This is a genomic window from Bifidobacterium sp. 7101, assembly GCF_000499285.1.
Taxonomy (GTDB): Bacteria; Actinomycetota; Actinomycetes; order Actinomycetales; family Bifidobacteriaceae; genus Bombiscardovia; species Bombiscardovia apis_A.
The window spans coordinates 184,135-208,886 of record NZ_AWUN01000004.1 but is presented as its reverse complement, the minus strand read 5'-3'; the positions used below and the strand labels follow the sequence as shown (position 1 = coordinate 208,886).

Annotated in this window: 20 protein-coding genes and 3 tRNA genes; 17 read left to right on the top strand and 6 right to left on the bottom strand. The window is 60.1% G+C overall.

Annotation, left to right across the window (positions count from 1 at the left end; all coding sequences use genetic code 11):
- Nucleotides 1-20: 20 nt before the first annotated feature.
- From manA to P272_RS0106555, 4 genes are all read left to right on the top strand, one after another.
- Complete coding sequence (manA, locus tag P272_RS0106570; protein WP_029678746.1) at nt 21-1,406, top strand: mannose-6-phosphate isomerase, class I; 1,386 nt, start codon at nt 21-23, stop codon at nt 1,404-1,406.
- A 293-nt stretch (nt 1,407-1,699) separates the two neighbouring features.
- Complete coding sequence (locus P272_RS0106565; protein WP_029678745.1) at nt 1,700-2,611, top strand: CHAP domain-containing protein; 912 nt, start codon at nt 1,700-1,702, stop codon at nt 2,609-2,611.
- A gap of 49 nt (nt 2,612-2,660) precedes the next feature.
- Nucleotides 2,661-3,401, top strand: coding sequence for a C40 family peptidase (locus P272_RS0106560; RefSeq protein WP_029678744.1), 741 nt, complete (start codon nt 2,661-2,663; stop codon nt 3,399-3,401).
- Nucleotides 3,402-3,571: 170 nt separating this feature from the next.
- Nucleotides 3,572-4,618 (top strand): universal stress protein, encoded by a 1,047-nt coding sequence (locus P272_RS0106555; RefSeq protein WP_029678743.1) that lies wholly within the window; start codon nt 3,572-3,574, stop codon nt 4,616-4,618.
- A gap of 67 nt (nt 4,619-4,685) precedes the next feature.
- On the opposite strand, the gene P272_RS0106550 is transcribed toward P272_RS0106555, so the two are convergent.
- Nucleotides 4,686-5,099 carry an OsmC family protein gene (locus tag P272_RS0106550; protein ID WP_024626723.1) on the bottom strand — a complete coding sequence of 138 codons (414 nt, stop codon included), beginning with the start codon at nt 5,097-5,099 and terminating at the stop codon, nt 4,686-4,688.
- A gap of 142 nt (nt 5,100-5,241) precedes the next feature.
- Here P272_RS0106550 and P272_RS0106545 point away from each other — a divergent pair, with 142 nt between their 5' ends.
- The 3 genes from P272_RS0106545 to P272_RS0106535 all read left to right on the top strand — a co-directional run bounded on the left by P272_RS0106545 (nt 5,242) and on the right by P272_RS0106535 (nt 7,414).
- Nucleotides 5,242-6,117 (top strand): thymidylate synthase, encoded by an 876-nt coding sequence (locus P272_RS0106545; protein ID WP_029678741.1) that lies wholly within the window; start codon nt 5,242-5,244, stop codon nt 6,115-6,117.
- A gap of 89 nt (nt 6,118-6,206) precedes the next feature.
- Entirely contained in the window at nt 6,207-6,875 is a 669-nt protein-coding gene (locus P272_RS0106540; protein ID WP_029678740.1) for a dihydrofolate reductase, read from the top strand.
- A complete protein-coding gene (locus P272_RS0106535; protein WP_044097857.1) occupies nt 6,875-7,414 on the top strand; it encodes a low molecular weight protein-tyrosine-phosphatase in 540 nt (179 codons plus the stop codon). Before P272_RS0106540 ends, P272_RS0106535 begins: the two co-directional genes overlap by 1 nt.
- Before the next feature lie 65 nt (nt 7,415-7,479).
- On the opposite strand, the gene P272_RS0106530 is transcribed toward P272_RS0106535, so the two are convergent.
- The 3 genes from P272_RS0106530 to galE form a co-directional block, all read right to left on the bottom strand.
- Nucleotides 7,480-7,555: transfer RNA gene (locus P272_RS0106530), tRNA-Phe, on the bottom strand.
- 47 nt (nt 7,556-7,602) lie between these two features.
- Nucleotides 7,603-7,676: transfer RNA gene (locus P272_RS0106525), tRNA-Asp, on the bottom strand.
- A 72-nt stretch (nt 7,677-7,748) separates the two neighbouring features.
- A complete protein-coding gene (gene galE / locus P272_RS0106520; RefSeq protein ID WP_029678737.1) occupies nt 7,749-8,759 on the bottom strand; it encodes a UDP-glucose 4-epimerase GalE in 1,011 nt (336 codons plus the stop codon).
- Between the two features lie 144 nt (nt 8,760-8,903).
- On the opposite strand from galE, the gene trmB reads away from it, so the two are divergent.
- The 5 genes from trmB (at nt 8,904) to P272_RS0106495 (ending at nt 16,595) form a co-directional block, all read left to right on the top strand.
- Complete coding sequence (gene trmB, locus P272_RS0106515) at nt 8,904-9,722, top strand: tRNA (guanine(46)-N(7))-methyltransferase TrmB (protein ID WP_029678736.1); 819 nt, start codon at nt 8,904-8,906, stop codon at nt 9,720-9,722.
- Nucleotides 9,723-10,053: 331 nt separating this feature from the next.
- Entirely contained in the window at nt 10,054-12,441 is a 2,388-nt protein-coding gene (locus P272_RS08915) for a glycoside hydrolase family 28 protein (protein WP_052323224.1), read from the top strand.
- 43 nt (nt 12,442-12,484) lie between these two features.
- Nucleotides 12,485-14,506, top strand: a complete 2,022-nt coding sequence (locus P272_RS0106505; RefSeq protein WP_029678734.1) for an elongation factor G — start codon at nt 12,485-12,487, stop codon at nt 14,504-14,506.
- A gap of 112 nt (nt 14,507-14,618) precedes the next feature.
- Nucleotides 14,619-15,005, top strand: a complete 387-nt coding sequence (locus P272_RS0106500; protein WP_029678733.1) for a VOC family protein — start codon at nt 14,619-14,621, stop codon at nt 15,003-15,005.
- 57 nt (nt 15,006-15,062) lie between these two features.
- Nucleotides 15,063-16,595, top strand: coding sequence for a xylulokinase (locus P272_RS0106495; protein ID WP_081709084.1), 1,533 nt, complete (start codon nt 15,063-15,065; stop codon nt 16,593-16,595).
- Nucleotides 16,596-16,896: 301 nt separating this feature from the next.
- Here P272_RS0106495 and P272_RS0106490 read toward each other — a convergent pair.
- Together P272_RS0106490 and P272_RS0106485 are read right to left on the bottom strand one after the other, a co-directional pair.
- Nucleotides 16,897-16,968: transfer RNA gene (locus tag P272_RS0106490), tRNA-Glu, on the bottom strand.
- 60 nt (nt 16,969-17,028) lie between these two features.
- Complete coding sequence (locus P272_RS0106485; protein WP_029678731.1) at nt 17,029-17,922, bottom strand: glycosyltransferase; 894 nt, start codon at nt 17,920-17,922, stop codon at nt 17,029-17,031.
- A 90-nt stretch (nt 17,923-18,012) separates the two neighbouring features.
- Here P272_RS0106485 and P272_RS0106480 point away from each other — a divergent pair, with 90 nt between their 5' ends.
- Genes P272_RS0106480 through dacB form a run of 5 tightly spaced genes read left to right on the top strand, consistent with a single transcriptional unit; the run spans nt 18,013 to nt 24,743 of the window.
- Nucleotides 18,013-19,452, top strand: a complete 1,440-nt coding sequence (locus P272_RS0106480) for an AI-2E family transporter (protein ID WP_029678730.1) — start codon at nt 18,013-18,015, stop codon at nt 19,450-19,452.
- Entirely contained in the window at nt 19,452-20,678 is a 1,227-nt protein-coding gene (locus P272_RS0106475; protein WP_029678729.1) for a glycosyltransferase family 2 protein, read from the top strand. The genes P272_RS0106480 and P272_RS0106475 overlap by 1 nt, the downstream gene beginning before the upstream one ends.
- A gap of 53 nt (nt 20,679-20,731) precedes the next feature.
- Nucleotides 20,732-21,577, top strand: coding sequence for an ABC transporter ATP-binding protein (locus P272_RS0106470; RefSeq protein WP_044097855.1), 846 nt, complete (start codon nt 20,732-20,734; stop codon nt 21,575-21,577).
- On the top strand, nt 21,574-23,205 hold the full coding sequence (locus P272_RS0106465) for a hypothetical protein (RefSeq protein ID WP_029678727.1): 1,632 nt from the start codon (nt 21,574-21,576) through the stop codon (nt 23,203-23,205). The genes P272_RS0106470 and P272_RS0106465 overlap by 4 nt, the downstream gene beginning before the upstream one ends.
- Before the next feature lie 32 nt (nt 23,206-23,237).
- Nucleotides 23,238-24,743, top strand: a complete 1,506-nt coding sequence (dacB, locus tag P272_RS0106460) for a D-alanyl-D-alanine carboxypeptidase/D-alanyl-D-alanine endopeptidase (protein WP_052323223.1) — start codon at nt 23,238-23,240, stop codon at nt 24,741-24,743.
- Nucleotides 24,744-24,752: the final 9 nt, after the last annotated feature.

Here is a 24,752-nt window from a genome sequence, read left to right as displayed (position 1 = left end):
TCCCGTGGAAAGGGGAGTGCGTGTATCCGATCCAAGCTGTGGAGAAGCACTACGCCTGGGGCTCACATGACCGACTGCAGCGCATGTTCCATCTGCATGAGTCAGTCGAACGCCAGGGGGATACCTTGGCGGAAATGTGGTTCAGCGGGCACACCGAATCCCCCTCGCCTCTGACGCTGCCAGACGGCTCGCTCATGCCGCTGACCGAGGCCATTCGCCGCAATCCCATGGCTATGCTGGGGGAGCGTGACTCCCGCCTCTTCGGTCCCACCCTTCCTTACCTGTTCAAGATAATCTCGGCCCGTATTCCTCTGTCCCTGCAGGTGCATCCGCTGGATTTCGAGGCCCGTGCCGGTTTCAACCGTGAGAATGCCCTGGGGGTGCCTGACGACGATCCCAGCCGCTCCTTTCACGACAGTCTGGCCAAGAACGAGATGGTGGTGGCCTTGGAGCCCTTCCAGGCCTGTGTAGGCTTCGCGACCATCTCCACGCAGCTGACCCTCCTGCGCGCCGTGGATCATCCTCTGGCCGAGCTGATGGCTGAAGCACTGACTGCCCGCACCTTCCACCTGGGTGTTCCTCCGGCCCGCTTCGCCTCTGCTGATGCCATGATGCCGGTCTCCTCCTTGATTTGGCCCGACTCCCGCCGACGTATCTTCCGGGCCTTCCACGCTGCCGTGACTGCCGAGCCGGAGGCGGCCCGAGGCCTGGAGGAAGCCTTGGAGGCTGCTGCCATGCGGCTGCGGTCCAGGCGGGCGGAAGCCGTGCTGGACCATGCCCTGTGTGCCGCCCGGGCCTTTCCGGGTGACCCCGCCGTGCTCTGCTTGCTTATGCTCAATCCCGTGGACCTGGAGGAAGGTGATTCGGTCTATATTCCCGCCGGGACTCCTCACGCATACATCCATGGCACTGCGGCAGAGATCATGACCAACTCCGACAACGTGCTCAGGGCCGGCATGACACCCAAGCATCGGGATATACCCAACCTCCTGCACAGCCTGGACTGCCAGCCTTCGGCTCCTATCGATCCATCCAGCTCCATGATCGCCACCCTGATCATGCACAATATGGTGACCTACCGGCCCAAGATCAACGAATACATGCTGGTCTACGGACATGTGGAGGAGGGTGGCGCCACCTGGCCCTTGCTCAACAGGCTTCAGCAGCGCTATGGAGATCTGATAGAGCGTCTTGGGCCTCGTCACCTGATGATCCCCCGCAGAGGACCGCGCATCATCGTCTGCACTGATGGTCGGATCCGTTGTGCGGCTGCTGGCCAGTCCTGTGTACTGGACCAGGGACAGGCCCTCTTCATTCCCTCCGAGGATGGTCGTGTCGACATCACCATGCCCCAAGATTTCGACGAGGCCGGCGGGTCCTTCCTTTTGGCTTCAACCCCGGTCTGACCTCGCATGAGCCTGGTTCGCTCAGGGTGGACCAGGCAGGGTTCAAAACCGAGGAACACGCCGTGTCCGACGGCACGCATGCCGGTTTGCTCATGTCCGCCTCATGTCCGTATAATCCTAGCGTATTCCGTGGTTGTCGAAGATGAGCGACCACCGAAGCCATGCTTGAGTACACCAGTATGGACAATTCAGGTCATTTGGTCTGGGTTCTCGCTTGCGTTATGGTGTTCCCTTGTGATGGTTCGTGATACGGCACGAAAGTCGCGTCGGAACATAAACGGGAGTGATTCTAGATGAAGCATGCTGCGCACAGGGCTTCTGCCAGGCGAGGCGCAGGTGTCGGCAGTTGGTCGACCGGCCGATCTTCAGGCGTACCCCAGGCAGCGGCCATTGAGGGTCTTGATGATGCTCTGGCGGCCAAGCTGAACCAGGCGGCCCCTCGGACCCGTCGTTCCATCCGTCTGGCGGCAAAAGCCTCAGCCCGTCGCTCCCATATCATGACCGGTTCGGCCCTGACTGTCCTGGTCGGTGCTGCCGCTTCCTCTATGGCGGTCAGTCAGGCTCGCGGGGATTGGTCCCTGCCCTTGGCTGACAGTGTCGCCATCAATTTGGTCACCCCTTCATCCTCTGCTGGCTCCTCTGACTCAAATGGTGGTGCAAGGGTCTCCCGCTCTGATTACCGTCAGCCCCTGCCGACGGCCTCACAACGTAACGAGGGCAGCTGGGAGCTGGGTGAATCCGAACTCGATGCCGGACAGATGTCCAAATCCCTGGCCAACAATCCGGTCGTGGCTGTGCTGATGGATGCCAATCGATCGGTTCTGCCTTCAGGGTTCAACCCCAACCATGCCACTGGAGATGCTGGCAATGTCTATGAGTTCAGCCAGTGCACCTGGTGGGCCTACGTCCGGCGTCACCAGCTGGGTCTGCCGGTGGGCTCACACATGGGCAATGCCAAGGATTGGTCCGGCTCTGCCCGCTCCCTGGGCTATTGGGTGGACAATACGCCGCGCAATGTCGGCGACATCGTGGTCTTCCAGGCTGGCCAGGAGGGTTCGGATTCCACCTACGGCCACGTGGCCATCGTTGAGAAGATCAACCCCGACGGCTCCATTGTCACCTCGGAGTGCGGTGCCGTCATGAACGGAAAGACCTACTCCCGCACCTTGTCCAATGTGCACGCTTTCAACTACATCCACTACTGATTCTTGGCTAGTTCATTCTTGTTCCTAATACGTGATAGAATTGTGACCGATGAAAAAAACACGCAAGTATGTGAGCATGATGGCAGCTGCCACAATCTGTGGCATGCTCTCCATCGGTATACCCGCCGTGGCCCAGGCCAGTGACGGCAGTGAAGCCGTAGTTACTTCGTCGCGTTCATTCACTCCCGGCAGCAAGGTGCGTGCCGACCTATTGACCGAGTCGACGGCTACCACCGTCGAAAAGGACAGCAGCTGGGGTGGCATTGAGTCTTTGAACGTTCCTGCCACCAAGTCCCAGGCCGAGAAGGATGCTGAAGCCAGGGCCCAGCAGGCTCAAGAGCAGGCCCAAGAACAGGCCCAGGCTGCAGCCAGTCGGCGTCAGTCCGCGCAGCAGGTCAGTCGTTCGGCTGCTCGTGCCAGCACCACCAACACGGTTACGGATGCACCGGTCTCCGGCACGGGTGCAGATGTGGTCAACTACGCCCTTCAGTTCCAGGGGATTCCTTATGTGTATGGCGGGACCGATCCAGCCACGGGCTTCGACTGCTCTGGATTCACCCAGTATGTGTTCGCCCACTTCGGTATCAGCCTGCCACGCACGGCCGATGCGCAACGTTCAGTGGGTGTACCGGTCACGGATCCTGCTCCTGGTGACTTGCTGGTGACCTCTGATGGTAGCCATGTGGGCATTTATGTCGGCGGTGGCCGCATGATTCATGCCCCGCGTCCCGGTCGGACCGTAACAGTTCAGAAGCTTTATCGGGATTTCGAGTATCGTCGTCTGGTCTAAGGCATAGTTGTTGTGCAGGCTCAACGCCCCTACGGGGGCGTTTTGCATATTCAGAGTCGAAGTTCCTCGCGTGTTGGCCCCTGCTAACTTATTGATAAGGACTGCATGCGATATTCTGACAGAAAGAGCGATGTCGGTTTGTCATCGCCAAGTTTAAAGGAGGTCGTCGGATGAGCAACGACAAGGCTGTTCTGGTAGGCGTCGATGGCTCGGACGCCAGCTACAAGGCGGCGTGGTGGGCCGCCAACTACGCTAAGCATGCAGGGTTGACCCTGCAAATCGTCTGCGCATATTCTCTTCCCTCGTATGCGGCCGTCTCCTTCGACGCGACATACACCACCATGGGAGACGACGTTGCGGCTCACAACGACGCCCAGGAGATTCTCTCCAAGGCCAAGGCCATCGCCGATGAGCAAGGTGTAGGGGCAGCCACGCTGATTGTGACAGGGGATCCTTCATCGGTCTTCGTGGAGCTGAGCCGCAACTACCGGCTGATTGTCATCGGGAATCGGGGCAAGGGCGGCCTGGCTGAGCGCCTGCTGGGCACCACCAGCTCCAGCCTGCCCGCCTATGCCTACTGTCCTATTGTGGTCGTTCCTTACACCGACGACGACGGCAACCTGATGCATCTGAGTAACGACATCAAGCGGGTTGCCGTGGGTTCTGACGAGTCCAAGTGGGGGCTTAAGGCCCTGCAGATCGCCGCCGCCTTCGCTGACAGCTGGAATGCTGAGCTGGATGTCATGTCGGCAGTACCCAATATCTCCGGACTGACCGGTACGGGTTCGTCCGAGGAGCGCAGCGTCATGGACTCCTACCTGGATGACCTCAATACCCGAATCGAACCGCTCATGAAGACCTATCCCGATCTGCGCATCAATAAGACCGTGGTGCCGGGATCGGCTGTTGAAGCCCTGACACAGGCCAGTAAGACCCATGATGTGGTCGTGGTCGGCTCGCGTGGTCGCGGCGGCTTCACTGGGCTCCTGCTGGGATCGACCAGCCAGGGTCTCCTGCAGCATGCCGTTAGCCCCGTCTACGTGGTGCCGCGCAAGTACGTGGAGGCCGAGGAGTCCGGGCTCAAAGCTGCTGCAGAGGCGGCTGAAACCACCGACGTGGCTGAGATCACCGGTGTGGAGCAGGTTTCTGTGGATTCGGCCAAGCCCGAGCAGCTGGCTGACCTGGAGTCAACCATCGACCCCGAACACAAGGAGTAAGGGCAGGGAGCGGGGGCCCACGGAGTTCCATGAACCTAGGGGTCCCCTCTCCTTTATCGTTGTTGGTTCAGTGTCGAACCTTGACGGAGATCCTGACTGGGGTCTCCCGCTGGTAGGTGTGTGCCACGGTGCAGGACTTGGCGATATGGCGGCGTACCCGCTCCTCCAGCTTGTCTGCATCATCCTGGGCCAGCCTGGCCGAGGTGGCATCGACGTCCACCTGCTCGTCGAAACTCAGGTAGGCGTCATCGTCGGCGTCATAGGTGCCGTCCACCACGATTTTCGCCCCCTTGCCCTTGCCCAGGGCGCTCTCCACGGCGAATTGGCTGGAGAGGGCTCCACAGGCGGCCAGAGCGATCTTCATCAGGTCGCCGGGGTTGAACTGATCCTCGCCCTTGCCGAAGGTGATGTGGGCACCGTTGTCGCCATAGGCGTTCCAGGTGCCATCCTTGTCGCGTTCGACCCAAAGTCTCTTGCCCATCTGTTCCTCCTTGTCCACACCCGGCCGGGTGCGTCATCCGGATCCGACCCTGTGGCCGGACCTACTCCTCCAATCTAACCCGGACTTTGCGATTCGTCACAGGGGCGCGCTCAGCTTACCGAGGACTTGATAGTATGGCCGCATGGCCTTGACTTCCGAAGAACTGCAGCGTATCCGTACACGTATCCCCGAGCGTCCCGACTCGGACATTCCCACTCCTTATGAGGACCTGGTGCGCACCATCCTGCGCGAGGGAACTCTGAAGTCCGACAGGACGGGAACTGGGACCATATCCCTGTTCGGACGGCAGATGCGCTTCGACCTGTCGCATTCCTTCCCGCTGATCACTACCAAGAAGGTTTACTTCCGTGGCATCGCCTACGAGCTGCTTTGGTTTCTGAAAGGGTCACAGAATGTGCGTTGGCTGCAGGAGAACCGCGTGCATATCTGGGACGAGTGGGCCGACCCGGAGACCGGGGATCTGGGCCCGGTCTATGGGGTCCAGTGGCGCAGCTGGCCAGCTCCGACCCCAGAGGACCCTCATCGCACCATCGATCAGATCGCCAAGGTGCTGGATCTGATACGCACCCACCCGGATTCCCGTCGAATGATCGTCACTGCTTGGAATCCAGCCCAGGTTGACAGCATGGCCCTGCCGCCCTGTCATGCGCTCTTCCAGTTCTATGTGGCCGACGGCAGGCTGAGCTGCCAGCTCTATCAGCGCTCCTGCGACATGTTCCTGGGGGTGCCCTTCAACATTGCCTCCTACGCCCTGCTGACCCTGATGATGGCCCAGCAGGCCGATCTTGAGCCGGGGGAGTTCGTCTGGACCGGTGGCGACTGCCATATCTATGACAACCATGTGGAGCAGGTTCTGGAGCAGCTGTCGCGCAAGCCCTATCCCTACCCGACCATGCGCATTCGCAAGGCCGATTCCATCTTCTCCTACCGGTACGAAGACTTCGAGGTGGTGGACTATCAGTGCCATCCCGCCATCAAGGCCCCGGTGGCGGTCTGATGGTGCGCTGAGCCGAATACGGGCACCGTCGAATCCGAAGATTAGAATGTACTCGTATATCTACTCACTATGAGGAGTGAACACAACAGATGGAGCATGACAATAGTCGCAGCGGCTATCACGAACCCGAGCCCGGTCAGGCCGGGCTTCTAGGCGATGAGGAATGGCGGCATCAGGAAGAAGAGATAGGCCGCCGCTCATCGGTGAATATGATCTGGGCGCAGGCGCAGGCCACTGACGGTCGGCGCGGCGCCATCGGTTACCACAATGCGCTGCCCTGGCATCTGAGCGAGGACATGCGGCATTTCAAGGAGTTGACCGTATCTCATCCTGTCATCATGGGGCGGCGGACCTGGATCTCCATGGGGGAGCGGCCCCTGCCCAAGAGGGACAACATCATTCTCTCCAGCGACCCGGGGTTCCATGCGCCAGGCGCCACTGTGGTATCTGCAGCCGACGATGCTCTGGAGCTGGCCAGGCAGGAAGCCATTCCCGACGATGGGATGGATCGCAGTGAAATCTGGGTCATCGGCGGCGCGGGGGTCTTCAGCACCTTCTTTCCGCTGGCAGATGCGGCCTACGTGACCGACCTGGACCTGCAGACTCAGGCTGATGTCTTTGTGCCCGATATGGAGGAGCTGGTCAGCAAGCGATTCTGGCAGGTGCGCGACAAGACCCAGTGGATGACTCCTGCCAAACCGGACCAGGCGGCGGCCATCAGGCGTTTCCGGTACATCACGTATGGGAAGGTGCGTTGATGGGCCAGGATTCTGAAGGAAAGGCCTCACTGGGTCCCTACCACGTCATGACCGTCTGCACTGGCAACATCTGCCGGTCACCCATGGCTGAGGTCATCCTGCGCAAGTTCTTCCGAGATCGCGGACTGGATGAGGACCAGGTCAGAGTGGAATCCAGCGGCGTCAGCGACGAGGAGTTCGGCAACCCCATAGATCGGCGTGCCCAGAAGGTGCTGCGCGAGCGGGGCTATGAGGTGCCGGCTGACCACTTCGCCCACCGAATCACCCGGGAGGAGGCCGAAGACGCCGACCTGCTGCTGCCCATGACGGCCGACCATATGCGCGCCCTGCTGCGTCTGCTGCCCTCAGGCAAGCAATCGGCCGTTCACCTGTACCGTAGCTTCGACCCGGATCTGCCCAAGCCAGCGCCGGGCCGTGAGAGCCAAATCGATCTGGTGGACCCCTGGTATGGCGGCCCCCGTGAGTTCGAGGTGGCCATCGATCAGATCGAGCACACTGCGCCATACATCGTCGACTGGGTAGTGCGTCAGCTGTCCTGAACGATAGATGAATGCAAATATCAATTAAGCCCCTGGATTCCTATGAATCTCAGGGGCTTAATGGCTGGTGGCTCCGAGCGGGATCGAACCGTTGACCTAGCGATTTTCAGTCGCTCGCTCTACCAACTGAGCTACAGAGCCATGAACAGTCGAAAAGACCCGGACAAACCGGGTCAGACCATTCCCAGCGACTCCGGCCGGACTTGAACCGGTGACCTCCGCCGTGACAGGGCGGCGCTCTAACCAACTGAGCTACGGAGCCGAGGCTGCTCGAACAGCCAAGAGGAAAGTTTACATGAGCGCCGGAGGAATGCAAGCCCCGGCGCGTCGCTGCCTAGTCCTGCTGCTGCCAGCCATCGGTGTCGATGTGGTGGGCAGGGTTGGCCTGCCAGGCCTTCCATGCTGATTCGACGATCTCTTCGACGCCATACTTGGCATGCCAGCCCATCTCGGTGTTGATCCGGGTGGGGTCGCCGATCAGGTGCGGCGGGTCTCCGGCACGGCGGGGCTTGATGGCTTCGGTGAAGGGCAGACCAGTCACCTTCTTGACCTCGTCCACAATCTGGCGAACGGATGTGCCCTGGCCTGTACCCACGTTGAAGGCATCGTAGCGGCGCTGGTCGCGGTCAAGATAGTCCAGGGCGGCGATGTGAGCGTCGGCCAGGTCGGAGACGTGGATGTAGTCACGTACGCAGGTGCCGTCAGGGGTGGGGTAGTCGTCACCGAAGATGGCTGGCGCCTTGCCCTGCCGCAGTCTGTCGAAGAGCATGGGAATCAGGTTGAGGACCGCCGGGTCCTCCAGACTGACCGGTCCGCAGCCGGCCACGTTGAAGTAGCGCAGGGCGCAGAAGCGGATGCCGTAAGGCTGCTCGCAGGCCCGGGCCATCCACTCGCCGACCAGCTTGGTCTGGCCGTAAGGGTTGATGGGGACCATGGGCTGCACGTCCTCGGGGACCACATCGACCGGGGGCTCGCCGTAGGTTGCGGCCGAGCTGGAGAAGACCAGCTTCTTGGCGTCGGTCTTTGCCATGGCGGATAGGACGTTGATCATGCCGTTCAGGTTCTGCTGGTAGTACCAGATGGGCTTCTCCACGGACTCGCCCACCTGCTTGCGGGCGGCGAAGTGGATGACCGAGTCGACCTTGTTTGCCTTGATGATCTCAGCCAGACGCTGGTCGGCCCCCGGCGCGGCCACGTCAGCGCCATAAAGACGGGCATCGCCGATCCGGCTGGGTTTGCCATAGCTGAGGTCGTCAACCACGACGACCTCCTTGCCTGCCTCCTGCAGGGCGTGGACCACATGGGCGCCGATATATCCGCACCCTCCTGTCACCAGAATGGCCATTTTCCTCGCCTTTCTCTGAAGACCGCAGACGCGATCATGTTCAATTTTGAGTATAAATGTTCTTTTTTGTTTCAATTTGAGTATATCACGGAAACAAACGCGCCACAGGCCATGGAGCTGCCACATTTAGGATATACATGAAGGGTGAAAAATACTGAGCAACCACAGAAATCCAACCGTAGGACCATCGTCTCTTACGTCCTGCGCTCCGGCAGGCTCAGTCCCCGCCTGGAAGCTGCTTGGCAGCGTTATTCCGCACTCTACATGCTGGATTTGCCTGGGGAAGGATCCCCTCTGTCGGTGGCTCAGAATCTGCAACTGGATCAGGAAGCGGTTGATCGAATCTGGGGGCGACGAGCGCCGCTGACCATCGAAATCGGATCCGGTCAGGGCGAGAACATCGTGGCTGCTGCCCGCAGCCATCCTGAACGCAACTACCTTGCCTTGGAGGTCTACCGTCCCGGCCTGGCCCACACCATGCTCATGGCAGGCAAGGATGGGCTTACCAACCTGAGGCTGGCCCAGGTCAATGCCCCAGACCTGCTGGAGCACCTGGCTGTGAACCTGGTCGACGAACTCTGGACCTTCTTTCCGGATCCCTGGCCCAAGACCAAGCATCACAAGCGTCGGCTGATTCAGCCAGCCCTGGCCGACGCGGTGGTGCTATGCCTGCACGAGGGAGGACTTTGGCGGATAGCTACGGACATCGATGACTACGCTTTGCATGTGCATGAAGTACTGGATGGCCATCCGGGTCTGTGCAATTTAGGCGATAGAAGGGTTAGGCTGCCTTTGGGCCATGTAGGCAAAGGGACTGCCGCACTGGCCGAAGAGATGCCCCACGGGGACTTCATCGAGTCAAATCGATTTGAGGGCCGTATTGTGACCAATTTCGAGCGCAAGGGCATGCAGGCCGGTAGGACCATCCACGACCTGACCTACCAGGTGGTCGCCTCTGGATGAAACCAGACATCCTCGATATTTCAACCTGCCCTTGGCCGATTCTGAAAATTGTCGCCAGGTCATGGCAATCGTTGGCAATTCGGTGATCGTCATGTTCGGCGGTGGGTAATCTGTCGCTGTGAGTACATCGGTTTGATTCCTCGAGGAGAGCCACGTGTATCACATACCCATTGCCAATGGCTGCCAGGGTTTGTCTGTGCCGGATGGCCCATCCGCAGGGTCGTCCGGCTGTTCCGTGCTTGACTACGGAGCCTCCCCTGATGCTGATCCGGGCACCAATACGCGTGCATTCAATCGGGCGCTTCTCGCTGCATCGAGTAGGAGGCAGGGCATGGTGATTGTGCCTCCGGGGCGCTTTCTGCTCTACTCAGTACATCTGCGCAGCGGCATCCGCATCCACCTGGAGAAAGGTGCTGTCCTGGCAGCCGCCCGTACGGATATTCGACACGGTGTCTGTGATGTGCAGGGCGAGTCGTTTCGACAGCGGGGCCAAGGCGGCAACTATGACGAGCCTGAGATCAATCGCTATGTGGGTTTGCAGGATCATGCGCATTCCTATCTGCGCAACAGCCTGATTCTGGGCGAACATATTCACGGGGTCTCTATTGACGGTCCGGGCAGGATCGATGGTTCTTGGACGGATGCGAACGGAATCCGTCGCCAAGCTCTCACATATGCGGACCCGGCACTTCCTGCCCTGCGCAACAGCCATGGTCATGATGGTGAATGGTTTGGCAACAAAGCCATTGCTTTGCGAGACTGTCAGGATGTCACGCTCAGCGGCTTTGAGATACTAGCAGGCGGCCACTTCGCTGTCATCGCTACCGGTTGCCGGAACCTGCTTGTGGAAGGGCTGACCATAGACACCAACCGTGATGGCATCGATTTGGATTCTGTGGAGGATATCACCGTTCGCGGGTGTCGCGTCAACTCGCCCCATGATGATGCCATCGTGGTCAAAGCCTCATATGCGTCGGGCCGGTTCGCCCCTTCACGCAATATACTTATCGAGAACTGCCAGGTTTCGGGTTACGACCTAGGTTCGGTTCTCAACGGGCTTCCGTCGGTGGACCGGGTCTCCTGCCATCCTGGCATTGGGCCTATCGGCAGGATCAAGCTGGGGACAGAGGCGACCTGTGGCTATGAGCGTGTAACTGTTCGAAAGGTTGTTTTCCGACACTGTTTCGGCCTGGCCATCGAGGCCACCGATGGGTCGGACGTGCGTGATGTGCGTGTTGAAGACGTGGATATGGCCGATGTAACGTGTCCGCTGTTTATTCGTACGGGTGATAGGGCACGTTTCCCGGTCACTGGCCGACATCGGGATGAGCGCGTGAGCGATGACGGACGGATCAGGCTGGATGATACCAACTGGGTTCTGCCTGACAGGCCTGGGTATGACAGGTACCTTGTACGTCGGTATGCCCCTGCACATCGGTTTCAGCAAGTGACCATGTCTGACGGCAACCGGCTGCGCGTGGTGGATCAGCGGGATCCGATACGCTTGAATTCAGCCAATTGGTGGGTTGATGCCCATGGCGCCAGGCACCCTTGGCGATACGACAGCTCGGCCGAGGCCTATCTTCCCGGTATGGATCGGGTCCTTACGCAGCAGGACGCAGCCGAAATGGGCAATGCCATCGGCGCGGCCCGGTGCGCTCGTGCAGTGGGCATCAGCGTGAGCCACCTGCATGCCATCGATGTTGAACCCAGATACCCGATCATTCTTGCCGGATGCTTGGATGGCCGTCTGGAGAATATTCGGCTCAAGGATTTGAGCGTACGATTTCGCGGCGGGTTGAGCATGCGGGATGCTGTTGAGCAGCGGTGCTTCGATACGCATTGGAAATGCGCTGAAACTGATTGGCCGCCTGTCGAGCAACGAATCCATTGGATGGTCGAGCCACATGGTGATGATGCGATGCTGCTGCCCAGGGTGCGATGGAATCCGCAAGGCGAGACTTGGCAGGACGATCCTTTCAATGTGCCTGAGGGAGTGCGGGATTACCCCGAGCCTGTCCAATTCGGCATCCTGCCGGCCTACGGGCTCTATGCGCGTCATGTCGATGACCTGGTGATGGAAGGCATCGACCTGTCTACTGATGCGCCCGACGGGCGGGCACCCATAGTGCTCGACGATGTGGAAGGCGGGAAGCTAAAAGGGCTGCATAGCAGTGGGGACATGCCCAGTCTGGTCCTGGTCGAGGCTCGATGCAAACGGCGGACCGGATTTGAGTGCCTGCCCGATGAGCCCTTTCGCGCAACCCGGGTCAACAGGTTCTGCGTGCCATCTGGAATCCAGATTCAGACTGTCAGACTTACATCTCCGGAACCCGGCACGCCTCCGGACCATCAGTATCCGTATCCGACCGTGGCGGATGCGGCTTCGGGGTACTGCTATAAGAATGCAGGCTGCAAACGCTTTTTGGCAAGAGTTCATCCACCATACTTTCTGCCGATCAAGGACTGCAAGGTCGCTCTTGGCGAGACGCTGACCATGGAAGTGCCCGCACGCGATCCAGCTCAGCCTGAAGCTGCTCATGCATGCCGGATCTATTTGGAGGATCCGCCTGATGGGGCGCGTTGTGAAAACGGCTGGCTGACTTGGCGGCCCAGCCGACCAGGCCGTTGGACCTTGACTTTTCGTATGGACAAGGATGGCATGGTCATCCGTGAACGTGTTCGGGTCGAAGTCCTTCCTGGGCATCTGGCCGGGTAATGTGTAGGCCGGAGCGCGGATTGAATCGGTCAAGGAGCAAGGCATGGCCAAGAGGATAGTGGTGGGGATGCTGGCGCATGTCGATGCCGGCAAGACCACGCTCTCGGAGGCCATGCTCTACCAGGGCGGGGAAATTCGCCGTCTGGGCAGGGTGGACCATGGCGATGCCTATCTGGACACCAACGATCTGGAGCGTCAACGTGGCATCACCATTTTCTCCAAGCCAGCCCGGCTGACCTATCGTGATGTCGATCTGACCCTCATCGATACACCCGGCCATGTGGATTTCTCAGCCGAGATGGAGCGGGTCCTGTCGGTCTTGGATTATGCTCTTCTGGTCGTCGATGCAACCGCTGGATTGGAAGGGTATGTCGATACACTTTGGCGGCTTCTGACACGCTACGAGGTACCCACTTTCATTTTCGTCAACAAGTTGGATTCCCCTGGTGCTGATGCCGCCCGCATCCTTGAAAGCTGCAGGCAACGCTGGTCTCCGGGCTGCATCGATTTGAGCCGTGGACTTGAGTATGGCGATATGGAGGATGTGGCCCTGCTTGGCGAGGACGTCATAGATGAGTACCTCAAGGCTCAGGGCATATCGGATGAGAGCCTGGCGAGGTTGGTTGCCGACCGCTGTCTCTTCCCCTGTTTCCTTGGATCTGCCCTGCGTCTGGACGGGGTCGACGCTCTCCTTGAGGGGCTGGAGCGGTACACCCTTTCGCCGGTGTACGGCAAACAGTTCGGGGCAAGAGTATTTAAAATATCGCATGATGACAAGGGTGCCAGGTTGACCTGGCTCAAGGTGACCGGTGGCGCCCTGCCGGTCAAATCCTCTTTGGCTACCGAACTCCGTCATGGAGATGAAGCCAGCAAAGCATCGGGTTCCGTTGTTAAGGCGTACGGGACAGCCGGAGATATGGAGAAGAACGGGCACGTTGAGACCAGGGAGACGGTTGATCAGCTTCGTGTCTACTCGGGAGCTTCCTATACCTTGACGGACTGCGCCCAGGCCGGAAGCATCGTGGCAGCAACCGGCCTTGACCTGACACGTCCGGGGCAGGGGCTTGGGTGCGAGCGGAAGGATCTGACTCCTGTGCTGGAGCCGGTGTTATCCTATGCAGTCGAGGCCGAAGGGGTGGACCCGCACCGCCTGTTGAGCGCCTTGCGCATCCTGGAGGATGAGGATCCCCTCCTGCATGTGGCCTGGCAGGAACGGCTCCAGGAGATTCACCTGCGTATCATGGGCCAGGTTCAGTTGGAGGTGATTCAGGAGGAGCTGGAGCGGCGGTTCGGCATGCAGGTCTCCTTCAGTCAGGGCGGGATCCTATACAGGGAGACCATAGCTGCTCCGGTTGAAGGGGTCGGGCATTTTGAGCCCCTCCGCCACTATGCCGAAGTCCATCTGCTCCTGGAACCCACGGAGCCGGGCAGGGGCCTCAGTTTCGCGTCGACCTGCAGTTTGGACCGCCTTGACGGGAACTGGCAGCGGCTTATCATGACCCACCTGGCGGAGAAAGAGCATCTGGGGGTTCTGACAGGGTCGCCCATCACCGATATGTGCATAACCTTGTTGGATGGGCGCGGGCACATCAAGCACACCGAAGGCGGGGACTTCCGCCAGGCCACCTACCGGGCCGTCCGGCAGGGGCTGATGAAGGCGCACAGTATACTTCTGGAGCCCTGGTACCATTTCAGACTCACCGTTCCCCAGGCGAATCTTGGCAGGGCCATGTCAGATATTTATCGGATGAAGGGTAACTTTGCGGAGCCACAGGCAGACGGGGATGTTGTCGAGCTGGAGGGGGATGCACCGGTATCGCAGATGCGTGATTATGCCATGGAGGTCAGTGCCTATAGCCACGGTTGCGGGCATCTGACCTGTTTTTTCAACGGGTATCGTCCCTGCCGGGACCAAAATGCCGTGGTGGATTCCATCGGCTATGACCCCGAGTCCGACCTGGAGAACACCCCTGATTCGGTTTTCTGCGCCCACGGAGCAGGATACCCGGTCAAATGGAACAAGGTGGAGGACTTCATGCATCTGCCCGGCGGCCAGTACATCTGAAACACAGCCTTGAGGTCTGCGCTTGGTTATCCTCGGCATCGAGCGGTACGAGGGAAGGATCATTCTGGGCGGTTTGCCATTGTTGCTTGATGATTCACCTAGAATTACGGGCATGATTGATCATCTGACGCTGAAGGTCCGTGACATCCAGGCTTCCATCGATTTCTATAGCAAGGCCCTGGCGCCATTGGGGTACGTGGCCAAGGCCCACCACGAGCCCACCATTGGGTTCGGTGCAGAGGATGACGGGGCCCACTCGGACTTTTATCTGACGCCGAGTGAGGACGGGACTGGCTCGCCGGTGACCCACATAGCCTTCAGGGCCGCCGATGCTGCAACGGTGGATGCCTTCTACAGGGAGGCGCTCGCTGCCGGTGGCCGTGATAATGGTGCCCCAGGGCTGCGAGATTATCATCCCAAGTACTACTCGGCTTTCGTCTTGGATCCGGACGGGAACAATGTCGAAGCAGTGGTGGACTGGTCAGGGGCCCAGGGGTAACTGCGTCAGTCCACATACGGGATCATGTCAGCCTCGGAGCGGCTGGGAAGGCCTAGGATGACCGGTATGACCTATACAGCCGCATTCGACGTGGGGACCACGCAGGTCAAGGCCGTTCTTGTGGATGGCCAGGGCTCTGCAAGAGAGTGCGCGTCCAGCGGTCTTCTGCCGATTGACACGGGTGACGGGCGTATCGAGCAGAATCCCGAGGATTGGCTACAGGCCTTTATCGAGGTGTCCCGTGACCTTTTGGCCAGGGCCGGGCGGAGCATCGAGCACTTCAAGAGCGACCAGGTCACCGGCATCATCATGAGTGGGCAGATGCAGGACCTGATCGCCCTGGATGCGCAGGGCCAGCCCGTCGGACCAGCGATTCTGTACGCGGATGGCAGGGCCGAAGAGGAGTCTGTTGAGCTGACTGAAATCTATGGGACTGAGTCCTTCCACGCCCGAGTGGGGAATCCGTGCGATGGGTCCCTGTCTGTAGCCAAGCTGATGTGGATGTCCAGGCATCAGCCCGACCGGTATGCGCAGGTTCGCCATGTGCTCATCGATGCCAAGGATTATCTGATTTGGTGGCTGACCGGTGTCTACTGCGGCGATGTGACGGCCTGTTCGACGGCAGGCGCCATGGATCTGCGCTCGCGTAAGTGGAGAAGGGACATTCTGGAGGCAGCAGGCGTGGATGCTGCGATCTTCCCGGAACTTTACTGGCCTTGGGAGAGCGTCGGCACCAGCACGCCAGGCGCATCCGCTGCCACGGGGTTTGCTCCGGGAACCACAGTCTATGCGGGAATGGGGGATGCTGGGGCATCCACCTTGGCTGGCGGGGTATTCCATCCTGGTCAGTTCAATATCAACCTGGGCACATCCGGGTGGATCGCCACAGTGACAGACCGAGCTGTAACTGACCGCCCTGGGATGGTCAACCTGGCCTATCTGGGCACAGACAGCATCATCAACACGGTGCCATTCCTCAATGCCGGCAATGTGCATGCTTGGGCCACCGGAGTCTTCGCGGGGGGCAGTCCGACCGAGGGTGACGGCGACCCCTATCGACGAATGGGACACTTGTTGGAATCCAGCCCTGCAGGAGCGCGTGGTGTGATTTGCCTGCCCTATTTGGTGGGGGAGCGCTTCCCGATGATGAACCCCTCGATTCGCGGAGCCTATATCGGTATTTCTTCCGAGACCGATGCCTGTGACCTTGCCCGAGCGGCGCTGGAGGGCGTGTCCTATTCGATTCGCCAGGGGCTCGACCTGATGGGCACGCCTATCGAACGCGTCACCTTGATTGGTGGCGGCACCCGTGAGCCCCATTGGTGCCAGATGCTGGCGGATATCCTTGACGCGCCCGTTCAGGTGCTTGATGATGCCCATCTCATGCCTGCAGTGGCCTTGGCCGAGCTGGTCTCTGTTGGTAAACAGACCGGCTCGTCTTCCCGGCCCGATCTGCAGGCCTTGGAGGAGTTGGTGGAAGCGAACCTTGTTGGACGGGTCTATTCACCCGACGACGCAAACCGTCATGTGTACGATGTCGGTTACAACCGGTTCCGTCGGTTATATCCGGCTTTGGATTCCCTCCGGTAAGCGCCCATCAGATGCAGGCGTTGCTAATGGCTGGCGAGGACGATTCAGGCTGGCCTACGGATGGCAACAGGTTTGATTGCTTTCGCATGCTCGCAGACTACACCAAGCAAAGCTACAGAAATTCAAACAAGGAAGTCGTCATTTTGCTAGGGAATTTCCCTCCAAGGCGAGTTATACGTGTGTACTAAAGTGTGCACTATTTTAGCTTGATAGAGCTCTAAACGGCCCGATTCTGGTTTTGCACTGAATTTTGTCCGAGCCTGCTGCGGCGATATTCAGCCATTTCCGGCTCTGTGACTTGTACCCCCGGAGAGAGTCGAACTCTCGCTGTCAGATTGAAAGTCTGGTGTCCTAACCGTTAGACGACGGGGGCGAACGTGCCCATGATACCCGCCCCCTATGGACCAGGCAAGCCTGGTGTGCCGTCCGCTGGTCAGTGGTCCTCCTGATCCAGCTCCTGGTCGCGCCGGTGGAAGAGCTCCATCTGTTCGCGGATCCAGACACGTTCCGCAGGGTTGATGTCTGCGGATTCCAGGTACTTCTGGTAAACGGGGTAGAAGGCTCGCAGGATGGGGTAGATGGCGTAGAGGGTGTGCTCGGGCTTCTGCTCCCGGGTGTGCTGCGGGTGGGCATCGAAGGTGTTCTTGAAGCGCTGCATGTAGTGGCGGAAGGATGTGAAGGAGGTGTCCATCCGGCGGGCGCTGATGCCCACGTTCATGTCCTTGCAGTAGACCGTCTTGAATCCCTGGTCGATCAGGTGCAGGGAGATATCGACATCCTCGTGCATGATGTCCTCCTTGTCCCTGCAGACCTGGTTGCGTATGGCCCGCCAGGCCGTGGCGCGCAGGGCCATGTTGGAACCGTAAAGCAGGTATTGCCCGTCATCCGCCCGGTAGATGGCCCGGCGGATGGTGTTGTCGCCCTTGAGTCCTATTCGCTTGCCCGGCATGTCGTAGTAGGCCACTGGACCGGTGGCGCCCATGGCTTTGGGGTCCCGGGTGAAGATGCCGGAGACCACCTCGACCCAGTTGGGACGGAGCATGCAGTCGGCGTCGATTCGGCCCAGCACGTCGCCGGTGGCCCGGTCAAGTCCGTAATTGCGGGTGGGGATCAGCCCTTGTTCACTGTCCTGATGGAGGAGCTTGACATGCTGGTCAGGGTGCTGGTCGATGAATTGCTGGACGATGGAGGCCGTTGCGTCCGTGGAGTGGTTGTCGACTACCAGCACCTCTTTGGGTGCCTGGCTCTGCCTGGTGGCGTTCAGGAGGCAGTCTTCAATGCGTTCTTCCTCATTCCAGGCGGGTATGACTATGGAAACGGTCAACATACCCTTCAGGATACGTGTGCCCGGATACACTGTCGGCTCAACCTGAGTCCCATAGCCCGCCATGTCAGCCATCTTGGGATAATGGAACATATGGCCAACGAGCAAAAGCAGCGCTTCGACTTCGCGACGGTCTTCCCGCCCAAGGGGGATCCGCGCCGACCTCCGGAATGGTTCGGCCGCGCCCTACTCTACGTGGTCATAGCCGTCTTCCTGGCCTGGTTCGCCTACTCCTCCTGGTGGAAGATCGAATTCCTGGTGCTGGACGTGGTGATCGCCATCTTCGTCTCCCTGGCCATGGAGCCCCTGGTGCTCAGGCTGGTCAAGCATGGCTGGCGGCGGGGAGCGGCCTCAGCGGTCACCCTAATAGGACTGATCATCATTGTGATTGTCCTCCTGGGAATGTTCGGCAATCTGCTGGTCCAGCAGGTCATCGGCATGGCCAACGGCTTGCCGGCCCTCTATGAGCAGGTGGCGGAATTCATCGCCAACCGCACCCCCTGGCACCTGCCGGCCATGCAGGATCTGGGTGGGGAGATCGTTAAGAACATCCAGACATCCTGGGTGACGGACTTCGCCGGACAGGCCTTGACCACCACCGTGGGGCTGGCAGGGTCCTTCATCAATATCATGACCGTCCTGCTGGTCATCTATTACATCTCGGCTGCAGGCCCCAAGTTGCGCCGCAGTCTCTGTCAGTGGTTGGCCCCCAGGAGCCAACGCCGCTTCCTTTTCGTCTGGACCATCGCCCAGGACCAGATCTCCAGCTTCCTGTTCAGCAGGACCATCCTGGCGCTCATCTCCGCGGCCTGCATGTCGGTCTTCCTGGTCATCCTCAAGGTGCCCTACTGGCTGCCGTTGGCCCTATTCTGCGGGCTGGTGTCCCAGTTCGTGCCCACCATCGGCACCTACATAGGCGGGGCCGTTCCCATAGTGGTGGCCTGGGGGAGCCGCGGACTGCTGATGGCTGTTATTGTGCTGGTCTACATCATCATCTACCAGCAGATCGAAAACATGATCCTGGCCCCCAAGATCTCCCAGCGGACCATGGACCTCAACCCGGCCATCGCCTTCCTCTCCGTACTGGCACTGGGGGCGGTCTTCGGCGCCCTGGGAGCCTTCCTGGCCCTGCCTTTGGCGGCCAGCTTCCAGGCCATCTTCTCGGCTTCGGTCAAGCATTACGAGCTGATCGACTCCCCACTCATGCAGGATCCCAAGCCGGTAGGCAAGTCCAAGGTGGTCGAGGGTGTTGAGGCCTTCAACGAGCACGTGGTCCAGCCGGTGGCCAGCCATGTGGGCAGCCGGTCCGCCAAGGGGACCAGCGCCAGGGTCCGAGTGGAAGACCCTGTCATGACCATTGCCAGCCAGCTCTACCCGGCATCCTCACCGACGGCCAAGGACCTGGACGAGTCGGCTACGGTGCCCATACCCAAGTCCGCCTCGGCGCCGGTAAAGCACAGGCCGCTCAAGGGTGCCGAGACCGGGGACGAGGCCTCCGAGGGGGAGGACAACCCCCGCAAGGAGTGGCGCTGATGGCCCTGCTTAAGGTGTTGGATGTTCTGATGCTGCTGCTGGGCGGAGTGGGCATCGTCTACCAGGCCATCTGTATCGTCATCTCCTTTGTCTCCAAGCCGGTGGTCTTTCCCGATGCCCCCTTCGACAAGCGGTTCGCCGTCCTTATTTCCGCCCGCAACGAGGAGCAGGTGGTTGGTCATCTGATCAACTCCATCAAGGAGCAGACCTATCCATTCTCCATGGTCGACATATGGCTGGTGGCCGACAACTGCACTGACGATACCGCTGGGCTGGCCAGATCTCTTGGCTGCCATGTGGTCGAGCGGCAGGACCCAAACCGGGTGGGCAAGGGTTATGCTCTGACCTTCCTGCTGGAGCAGATACTCGATCGGGGACTTGACTCCCGTTACGATGCCTACTTCGTCTTCGATGCGGACAACATCCTGGACCGTCATTACATAGAAGAGATGAACAAGGCCTTCCAGTCCGGTTTCCGTATACTGACCAGTTACCGGAACTCGGTCAACTTCTCGGACAACTGGGTCTCCTCCGGCTCGGCTCTATGGTTCATCCGCGAATCCCGGTTTCTCAACACCTCAAGGATGGTCATTGGCTCCAGCTGCCATGTGGGTGGCACCGGGTTCATGTTCTCCCGGGAGGTTATGGAGCGCAACAACGGCTGGAAGTTCCATCTGCTGACCGAGGACCTGGAGTTCACCATGGACTCGGTTCTGCATGGCGAGCGCATCGGCTATTGCGGCACCGCCATCCTCTATGACGAGCAGCCGGTCACGTTCAAGCAGAGCTGGCGACAGCGGCTGCGTTGGAGCAAGGGCTTCCTCCAGGTCTTCCGCTATTACGGGCCTGCCCTGATCTCCCGGGCCTTCCGTGAACGCGACTTCTCAGCCGTGGACCTGACCATCCTGATCTGCCCCTTGACCGTCTTGGGCCTGGTCCGCTGCTTCTTCGGCCTGCTCTTCCCGGCTCTGGGTTTTGTGACCTGGACCAGCCAGGTGACCACCCTGATCGATGGCATTGCAGCTGGGATTCTGGGCCTCCTGGCCATGATGGGCCTGGCTGCCCTGACCGTGCTGGCCGAGCGGGACAAGATCGGCGCATCCAACAAGGAGCTTTTTGCCTACTGCCTGAGCTTCCCCATCTTCATGCTCAGCTATGTGCCCATCTCCTTCCAGGCCATTTTCGCCAATCCAGGATGGAAGCCCATCGAGCACTCAGGGCATTAAGGGCAGTCGTTCCTCAATCGGCAGCGAGAGGGGCATACGGTAGACTTAAGGCCATGTCCGATGAAGCGCAAGCAACCAGCATGACCGCCCAGACGGCAGCGGTCCCTCCGCCAGATCCGCATGCAGCGGTTTCTATCCGTGCCCTGGTCAAGTGTTATCAGGGTCGGCCCGCTGTCAACGCCCTCTCTCTGGATATTCCCAGGGGATCCTTCTATGGGATAGTCGGCCCCAATGGCGCGGGGAAGACCACCACGCTGAACATGATGACCGGTCTCCTGGTGCCCGACTCCGGCAATGTCATGATCCTGGGCAGGGACGTGTGGTCGGACGTGGATACAGCCAAGCGGATCATCGGCGTCATGCCCCAGGGCGATCAGATCTTCGATAGGCTGACAGGTCTGCAACTGCTGGTTTACTCGGGCATGCTTCGACGGATGTCGCGCAGTGAGGCCCTGGGCCGGGCCAGGGACCTGCTGGAGGCCTTCGACCTGACTGATGCCGGTGGCAAGCGGGTCTGTGATTATTCATCGGGCATGACCAAGAAGATCTGCCTGGCCACAGCCATGATTCATTCCCCTAGGCTCCTGGTGCTGGATGAGCCCTTCGAATCGGTTGACCCAGTCTCCAGCGCCAATCTCAAGGACATCCTGGCCGAGTATGTCGATACCGGAGGAACAGTGGTCATCTCCTCGCATGTTATGGCCTTGGTGGAGCGGATGTGCACCCATGTGGCCATCATCGACCATGGTCTGGTTCGGGCTGATGGTACGGTGGCCCAGGTCGCTTCCGGCGAGGACCTGGAGGATCGCTTCCTGGAGCTTGTCGGCGGCCGTCACCAGGCTAAGCGAATCGCCTGGCTGAACGGCTCCGGGTCCGAGGAAGACCAGGAGACGCAATGAGCGCGGCATCCACCATCATCGCCATGCGTTGGTCCATTACCTGGGGAACCGCCAAGCGTTCCTCCTGGCAGATGGTCGGCGCCATCATCAGCCTGCTCATGGCCATAGGCATCTGCCTAGCCTCATGGCAGGGTGCGCTGACACTGGGGAGCTGGCTGCCCACTGCCGGTCCGGGCGACCGGCAGCGTATGGGAGCCATATTGGTCCTGCTCCTGGTCGGGTTGACTCTGGGAGTGATCCTGATTCAACTGGCCTTTCTGGGCCAGGGGTCGAACCTGAGCCCTTCGCGATTCGTCCTGTACGGGATTCCTGACAGCCAGCTGCAGGTGGGGCTCTACCTGGCTGGGCTGACCGGGCCTGCGGGATTGACGGGTCTTGTCTGCTTCCTGGCCCTGACGGCCATCTATGCCCGCATGGGTGTCGGAGCTGCGATCGTGGCTTTGATTGCAGCCCTGCTGGCTGTCCTGGTCATGCTGGCCTTGTCCCGGGCTGTTTTGGACCTGGTCGGTACCCTGGTGGTCTCCAAGCGCACTCGATCCGGGCTCTACCTGCTGGTCACCATGGTGATCATGCTTTTGTGCATGTTGCCCTCTCTGCTGGACAGCGGGATTATGGATGGCATTGCAGTCGACACTGACTCCCTCAAGTCCTTGGCCGACACACTGGCCTGGACGCCACTGGGCGCTGCTGTCCGCCTGCCGGAGGATTTCATTTCCGGATCATGGTGGGCTCTGGTCGTACGACTGTGTATGGAGCTGGCCGCCCTGGCTCTCTGCTTCATGATCGGCATGCTGTGCCTGCGTCATGACCGTTTGCATGCTGGGGCGAGTGCTGAACGGTCGGTTGCCCCCAAGGGGCTGGGGATGCTGGGCCGGTCCCGGGACGCTGTGGATGCCATGACTGCGCGATTGCTGATCTATCTTCGTCAGGACCCCCGCAGGCTTGTTAGCTATCCGCTTCTACTTGTTGTGGTGGTTCTATACGCGGTGATCTTCCGCCAGATGCCCATGATGCTGTGGTTGGGGCCGGTTGTGGGTGCCTGGGTGCTGGAGGTTCCCGAGGGCAATGCATTGGCCTACGATGGGCTTGCCCTGCGCATGGAGATAGCGGCGGGAGTGAAGGGTCGTGAGGACCGGCTCTCGCGTGTCCAGAGCCATCTGAGCGTGGCCATGCCCTGCATACTCCTGCTTGGACTGGTGACTTTGGCGCTTTCCGGGGCGATGAAGGGGGGACGAGATCTGGTCATCTCCCTGGATATGCTGGCTGTGACCGTAGGATTGCTCCTGTCTGGGCTGGGAGTTGCCCAGGTCTTCTCGGCTCTGCTGATCTATCCGGTACCCTCCATGGACCAACCTTTCGCCTCACCGCAGGGACGAGCCGTTGCCCAAGGCTTCCTGCCTTTGCTGCAGTTGCTGGCTAGCCTGGTGATTTTGCTGCCCACCTTCCTGGTGGCATTACTGGCCATGACCACAGTCGGGATTCTTCCGCTCTGGCTGCCCATGCCCGTCGCACTGGCGAACGGTCTGATTGTGCTTGCCGTTGGTGTCGCTATAGGGTCTCGAATCTTCGATCGTCGTCAGTCGGCCATTCTGCTGACTCTGGATCGATATGCCTCTCTGCAGTCCTGAGACAGTGACAGGACCAGTACTAGGCTAGTTGGATGATGCTGACCGAGCCGAACTCGGTTGGCGAAGGCAAGTCCGGGAGTGAGCAATTGGGTGACAGACATCAGCTGCGCATGACACGCCGTCGTCGGATCAAGCGACGCTGGCGGGTGGCCTTGGCCATGCTTGTGGCTGTCGTGCTTGTTGTCGGCTATGCGTGCATGGACTTGGCCGATCTGGTGCCCGGACCTCTGACCTTGGCAAAGACCAGTCATTCTTCGGTCCCCCCTGCTGTCTTGATGGGCGAGCCGCCGACCCTGGTCGCAGACAAGCCTGGGTCCGCAGTGGATGCCGGTCAGGTTCAGCAGTTGGTCAACACTTTCGCTGGCACGCCGGGCCTGGGCAATGCATACTCGCTGGTCGTCCGGCAGGCTGATGGGCGCGTGCTTGCTCAGAAGAATGCCGACCAGGCGCGCCAGCCGGCCTCCACCATGAAGACCTTGACAGCAGCAGCCGCAGCATCCGTTCTGGATATGTCCTCACAACTGGATACTGAGGCGGTTCTGAATTCCTCTTCCTCCTCGCAGGCGACGCTGATCCTGCGCGGTCACGGCGATATGCTTCTAGGGGTCGGCAAGGACGATCCTCTGCACGTCAATGGCCGGGCCGGTCTGGGGACTCTGGCCGAGAAGACGGCCCAAGCTCTGCACCAGCAGGGGATCAGCCGAGTGACCTTGGCCTACCAGGACACGCTCTTCGGCGACGATCGGTCGCCGAAGGGAATTGAAGCAAACAATGCTGATGGAATCTATTTCCAGGAACCTGTCGCTATGGCCGTGGATGAGGCCAGGCAGGGACGGACTGAGCCCGTCACCTATCCGGACGCGGGTGGGGTCTACCTGCCCAGGGTCCAAAACCCCGCAGGGGCTGCTGCAGCAGTCTTTGCCAGCCGTCTGATGGAGTCAGGTATTCAGGTAGACAATGCCCAGGCGCCCGATCGGACCGACCATGCACAGGGTAAGGTGCTGGCCCATATCAGTTCGGCACGGCTCAGCGAGATCATGTCGCTGATGTTGCGCAACTCCGACAACAGTCTGGCCGAGCTTTTCGGCCGTCTGACCGCCTTGGCCCTGGACATGCCCAACAGCCCGGCCGGGGCCGTGAAAGCCGTGACCAGCACGCTGAACAAGCTGGGCGTAGACACCACGGGCCTCAACATGGCCGACTGCTCGGGGCTGACCCCTGGCTCCAGTCTCAAGGTGGGTACCTTGGCGGACGTCCAGCAGCTGGCCCTGTCCGAGAAGGGGTTGACCCCCCTGGTCAAGGGTCTGTCCGTGGTGGGGCTGACCGGCACAGCAGCCAGACGCAAAATGGACAATCAGGCTGACGGGCTGATCAGGGTCAAGACCGGCACCCTGGACCATGTGACTTCGTTGGCTGGCAATGTGATTCGGCGCTCAGGCGGTGTTCTGGTCTTTGCCGTGGTCGTCAACGATCCTGAGGATGTGGCTGCTGCCCGGCATGCTGTGGACACCCTGGTCGGATCCCTGGATCGACTCTAAGCGGAAAGC

Bases quoted from the DNA above. Each gene is read 5' to 3' on its own strand.
- P272_RS0106540 (WP_029678740.1), top strand. From the start codon at position 6,207: ATGGAGCATGACAATAGTCGCAGCGGCTATCACGAACCCGAGCCCGGT.
- P272_RS0106560 (WP_029678744.1), top strand. From the start codon at position 2,661: ATGAAAAAAACACGCAAGTATGTGAGCATGATGGCAGCTGCCACAATC.
- P272_RS0106565 (WP_029678745.1), top strand. From the start codon at position 1,700: ATGAAGCATGCTGCGCACAGGGCTTCTGCCAGGCGAGGCGCAGGTGTC.
- dacB (WP_052323223.1), top strand. From the start codon at position 23,238: ATGATGCTGACCGAGCCGAACTCGGTTGGCGAAGGCAAGTCCGGGAGT.
- P272_RS0106550 (WP_024626723.1), bottom strand. From the start codon at position 5,099: ATGGGCAAGAGACTTTGGGTCGAACGCGACAAGGATGGCACCTGGAAC.
- P272_RS0106545 (WP_029678741.1), top strand. From the start codon at position 5,242: ATGGCCTTGACTTCCGAAGAACTGCAGCGTATCCGTACACGTATCCCC.
- P272_RS0106505 (WP_029678734.1), top strand. From the start codon at position 12,485: ATGGCCAAGAGGATAGTGGTGGGGATGCTGGCGCATGTCGATGCCGGC.
- P272_RS0106555 (WP_029678743.1), top strand. From the start codon at position 3,572: ATGAGCAACGACAAGGCTGTTCTGGTAGGCGTCGATGGCTCGGACGCC.
- P272_RS0106480 (WP_029678730.1), top strand. From the start codon at position 18,013: ATGGCCAACGAGCAAAAGCAGCGCTTCGACTTCGCGACGGTCTTCCCG.
- P272_RS0106475 (WP_029678729.1), top strand. From the start codon at position 19,452: ATGGCCCTGCTTAAGGTGTTGGATGTTCTGATGCTGCTGCTGGGCGGA.
- P272_RS0106485 (WP_029678731.1), bottom strand. From the start codon at position 17,922: ATGTTGACCGTTTCCATAGTCATACCCGCCTGGAATGAGGAAGAACGC.
- P272_RS0106495 (WP_081709084.1), top strand. From the start codon at position 15,063: ATGACCGGTATGACCTATACAGCCGCATTCGACGTGGGGACCACGCAG.
- galE (WP_029678737.1), bottom strand. From the start codon at position 8,759: ATGGCCATTCTGGTGACAGGAGGGTGCGGATATATCGGCGCCCATGTG.
- P272_RS0106470 (WP_044097855.1), top strand. From the start codon at position 20,732: ATGTCCGATGAAGCGCAAGCAACCAGCATGACCGCCCAGACGGCAGCG.
- P272_RS0106500 (WP_029678733.1), top strand. From the start codon at position 14,619: ATGATTGATCATCTGACGCTGAAGGTCCGTGACATCCAGGCTTCCATC.
- P272_RS08915 (WP_052323224.1), top strand. From the start codon at position 10,054: ATGGTGATTGTGCCTCCGGGGCGCTTTCTGCTCTACTCAGTACATCTG.
- P272_RS0106465 (WP_029678727.1), top strand. From the start codon at position 21,574: ATGAGCGCGGCATCCACCATCATCGCCATGCGTTGGTCCATTACCTGG.
- P272_RS0106535 (WP_044097857.1), top strand. From the start codon at position 6,875: ATGGGCCAGGATTCTGAAGGAAAGGCCTCACTGGGTCCCTACCACGTC.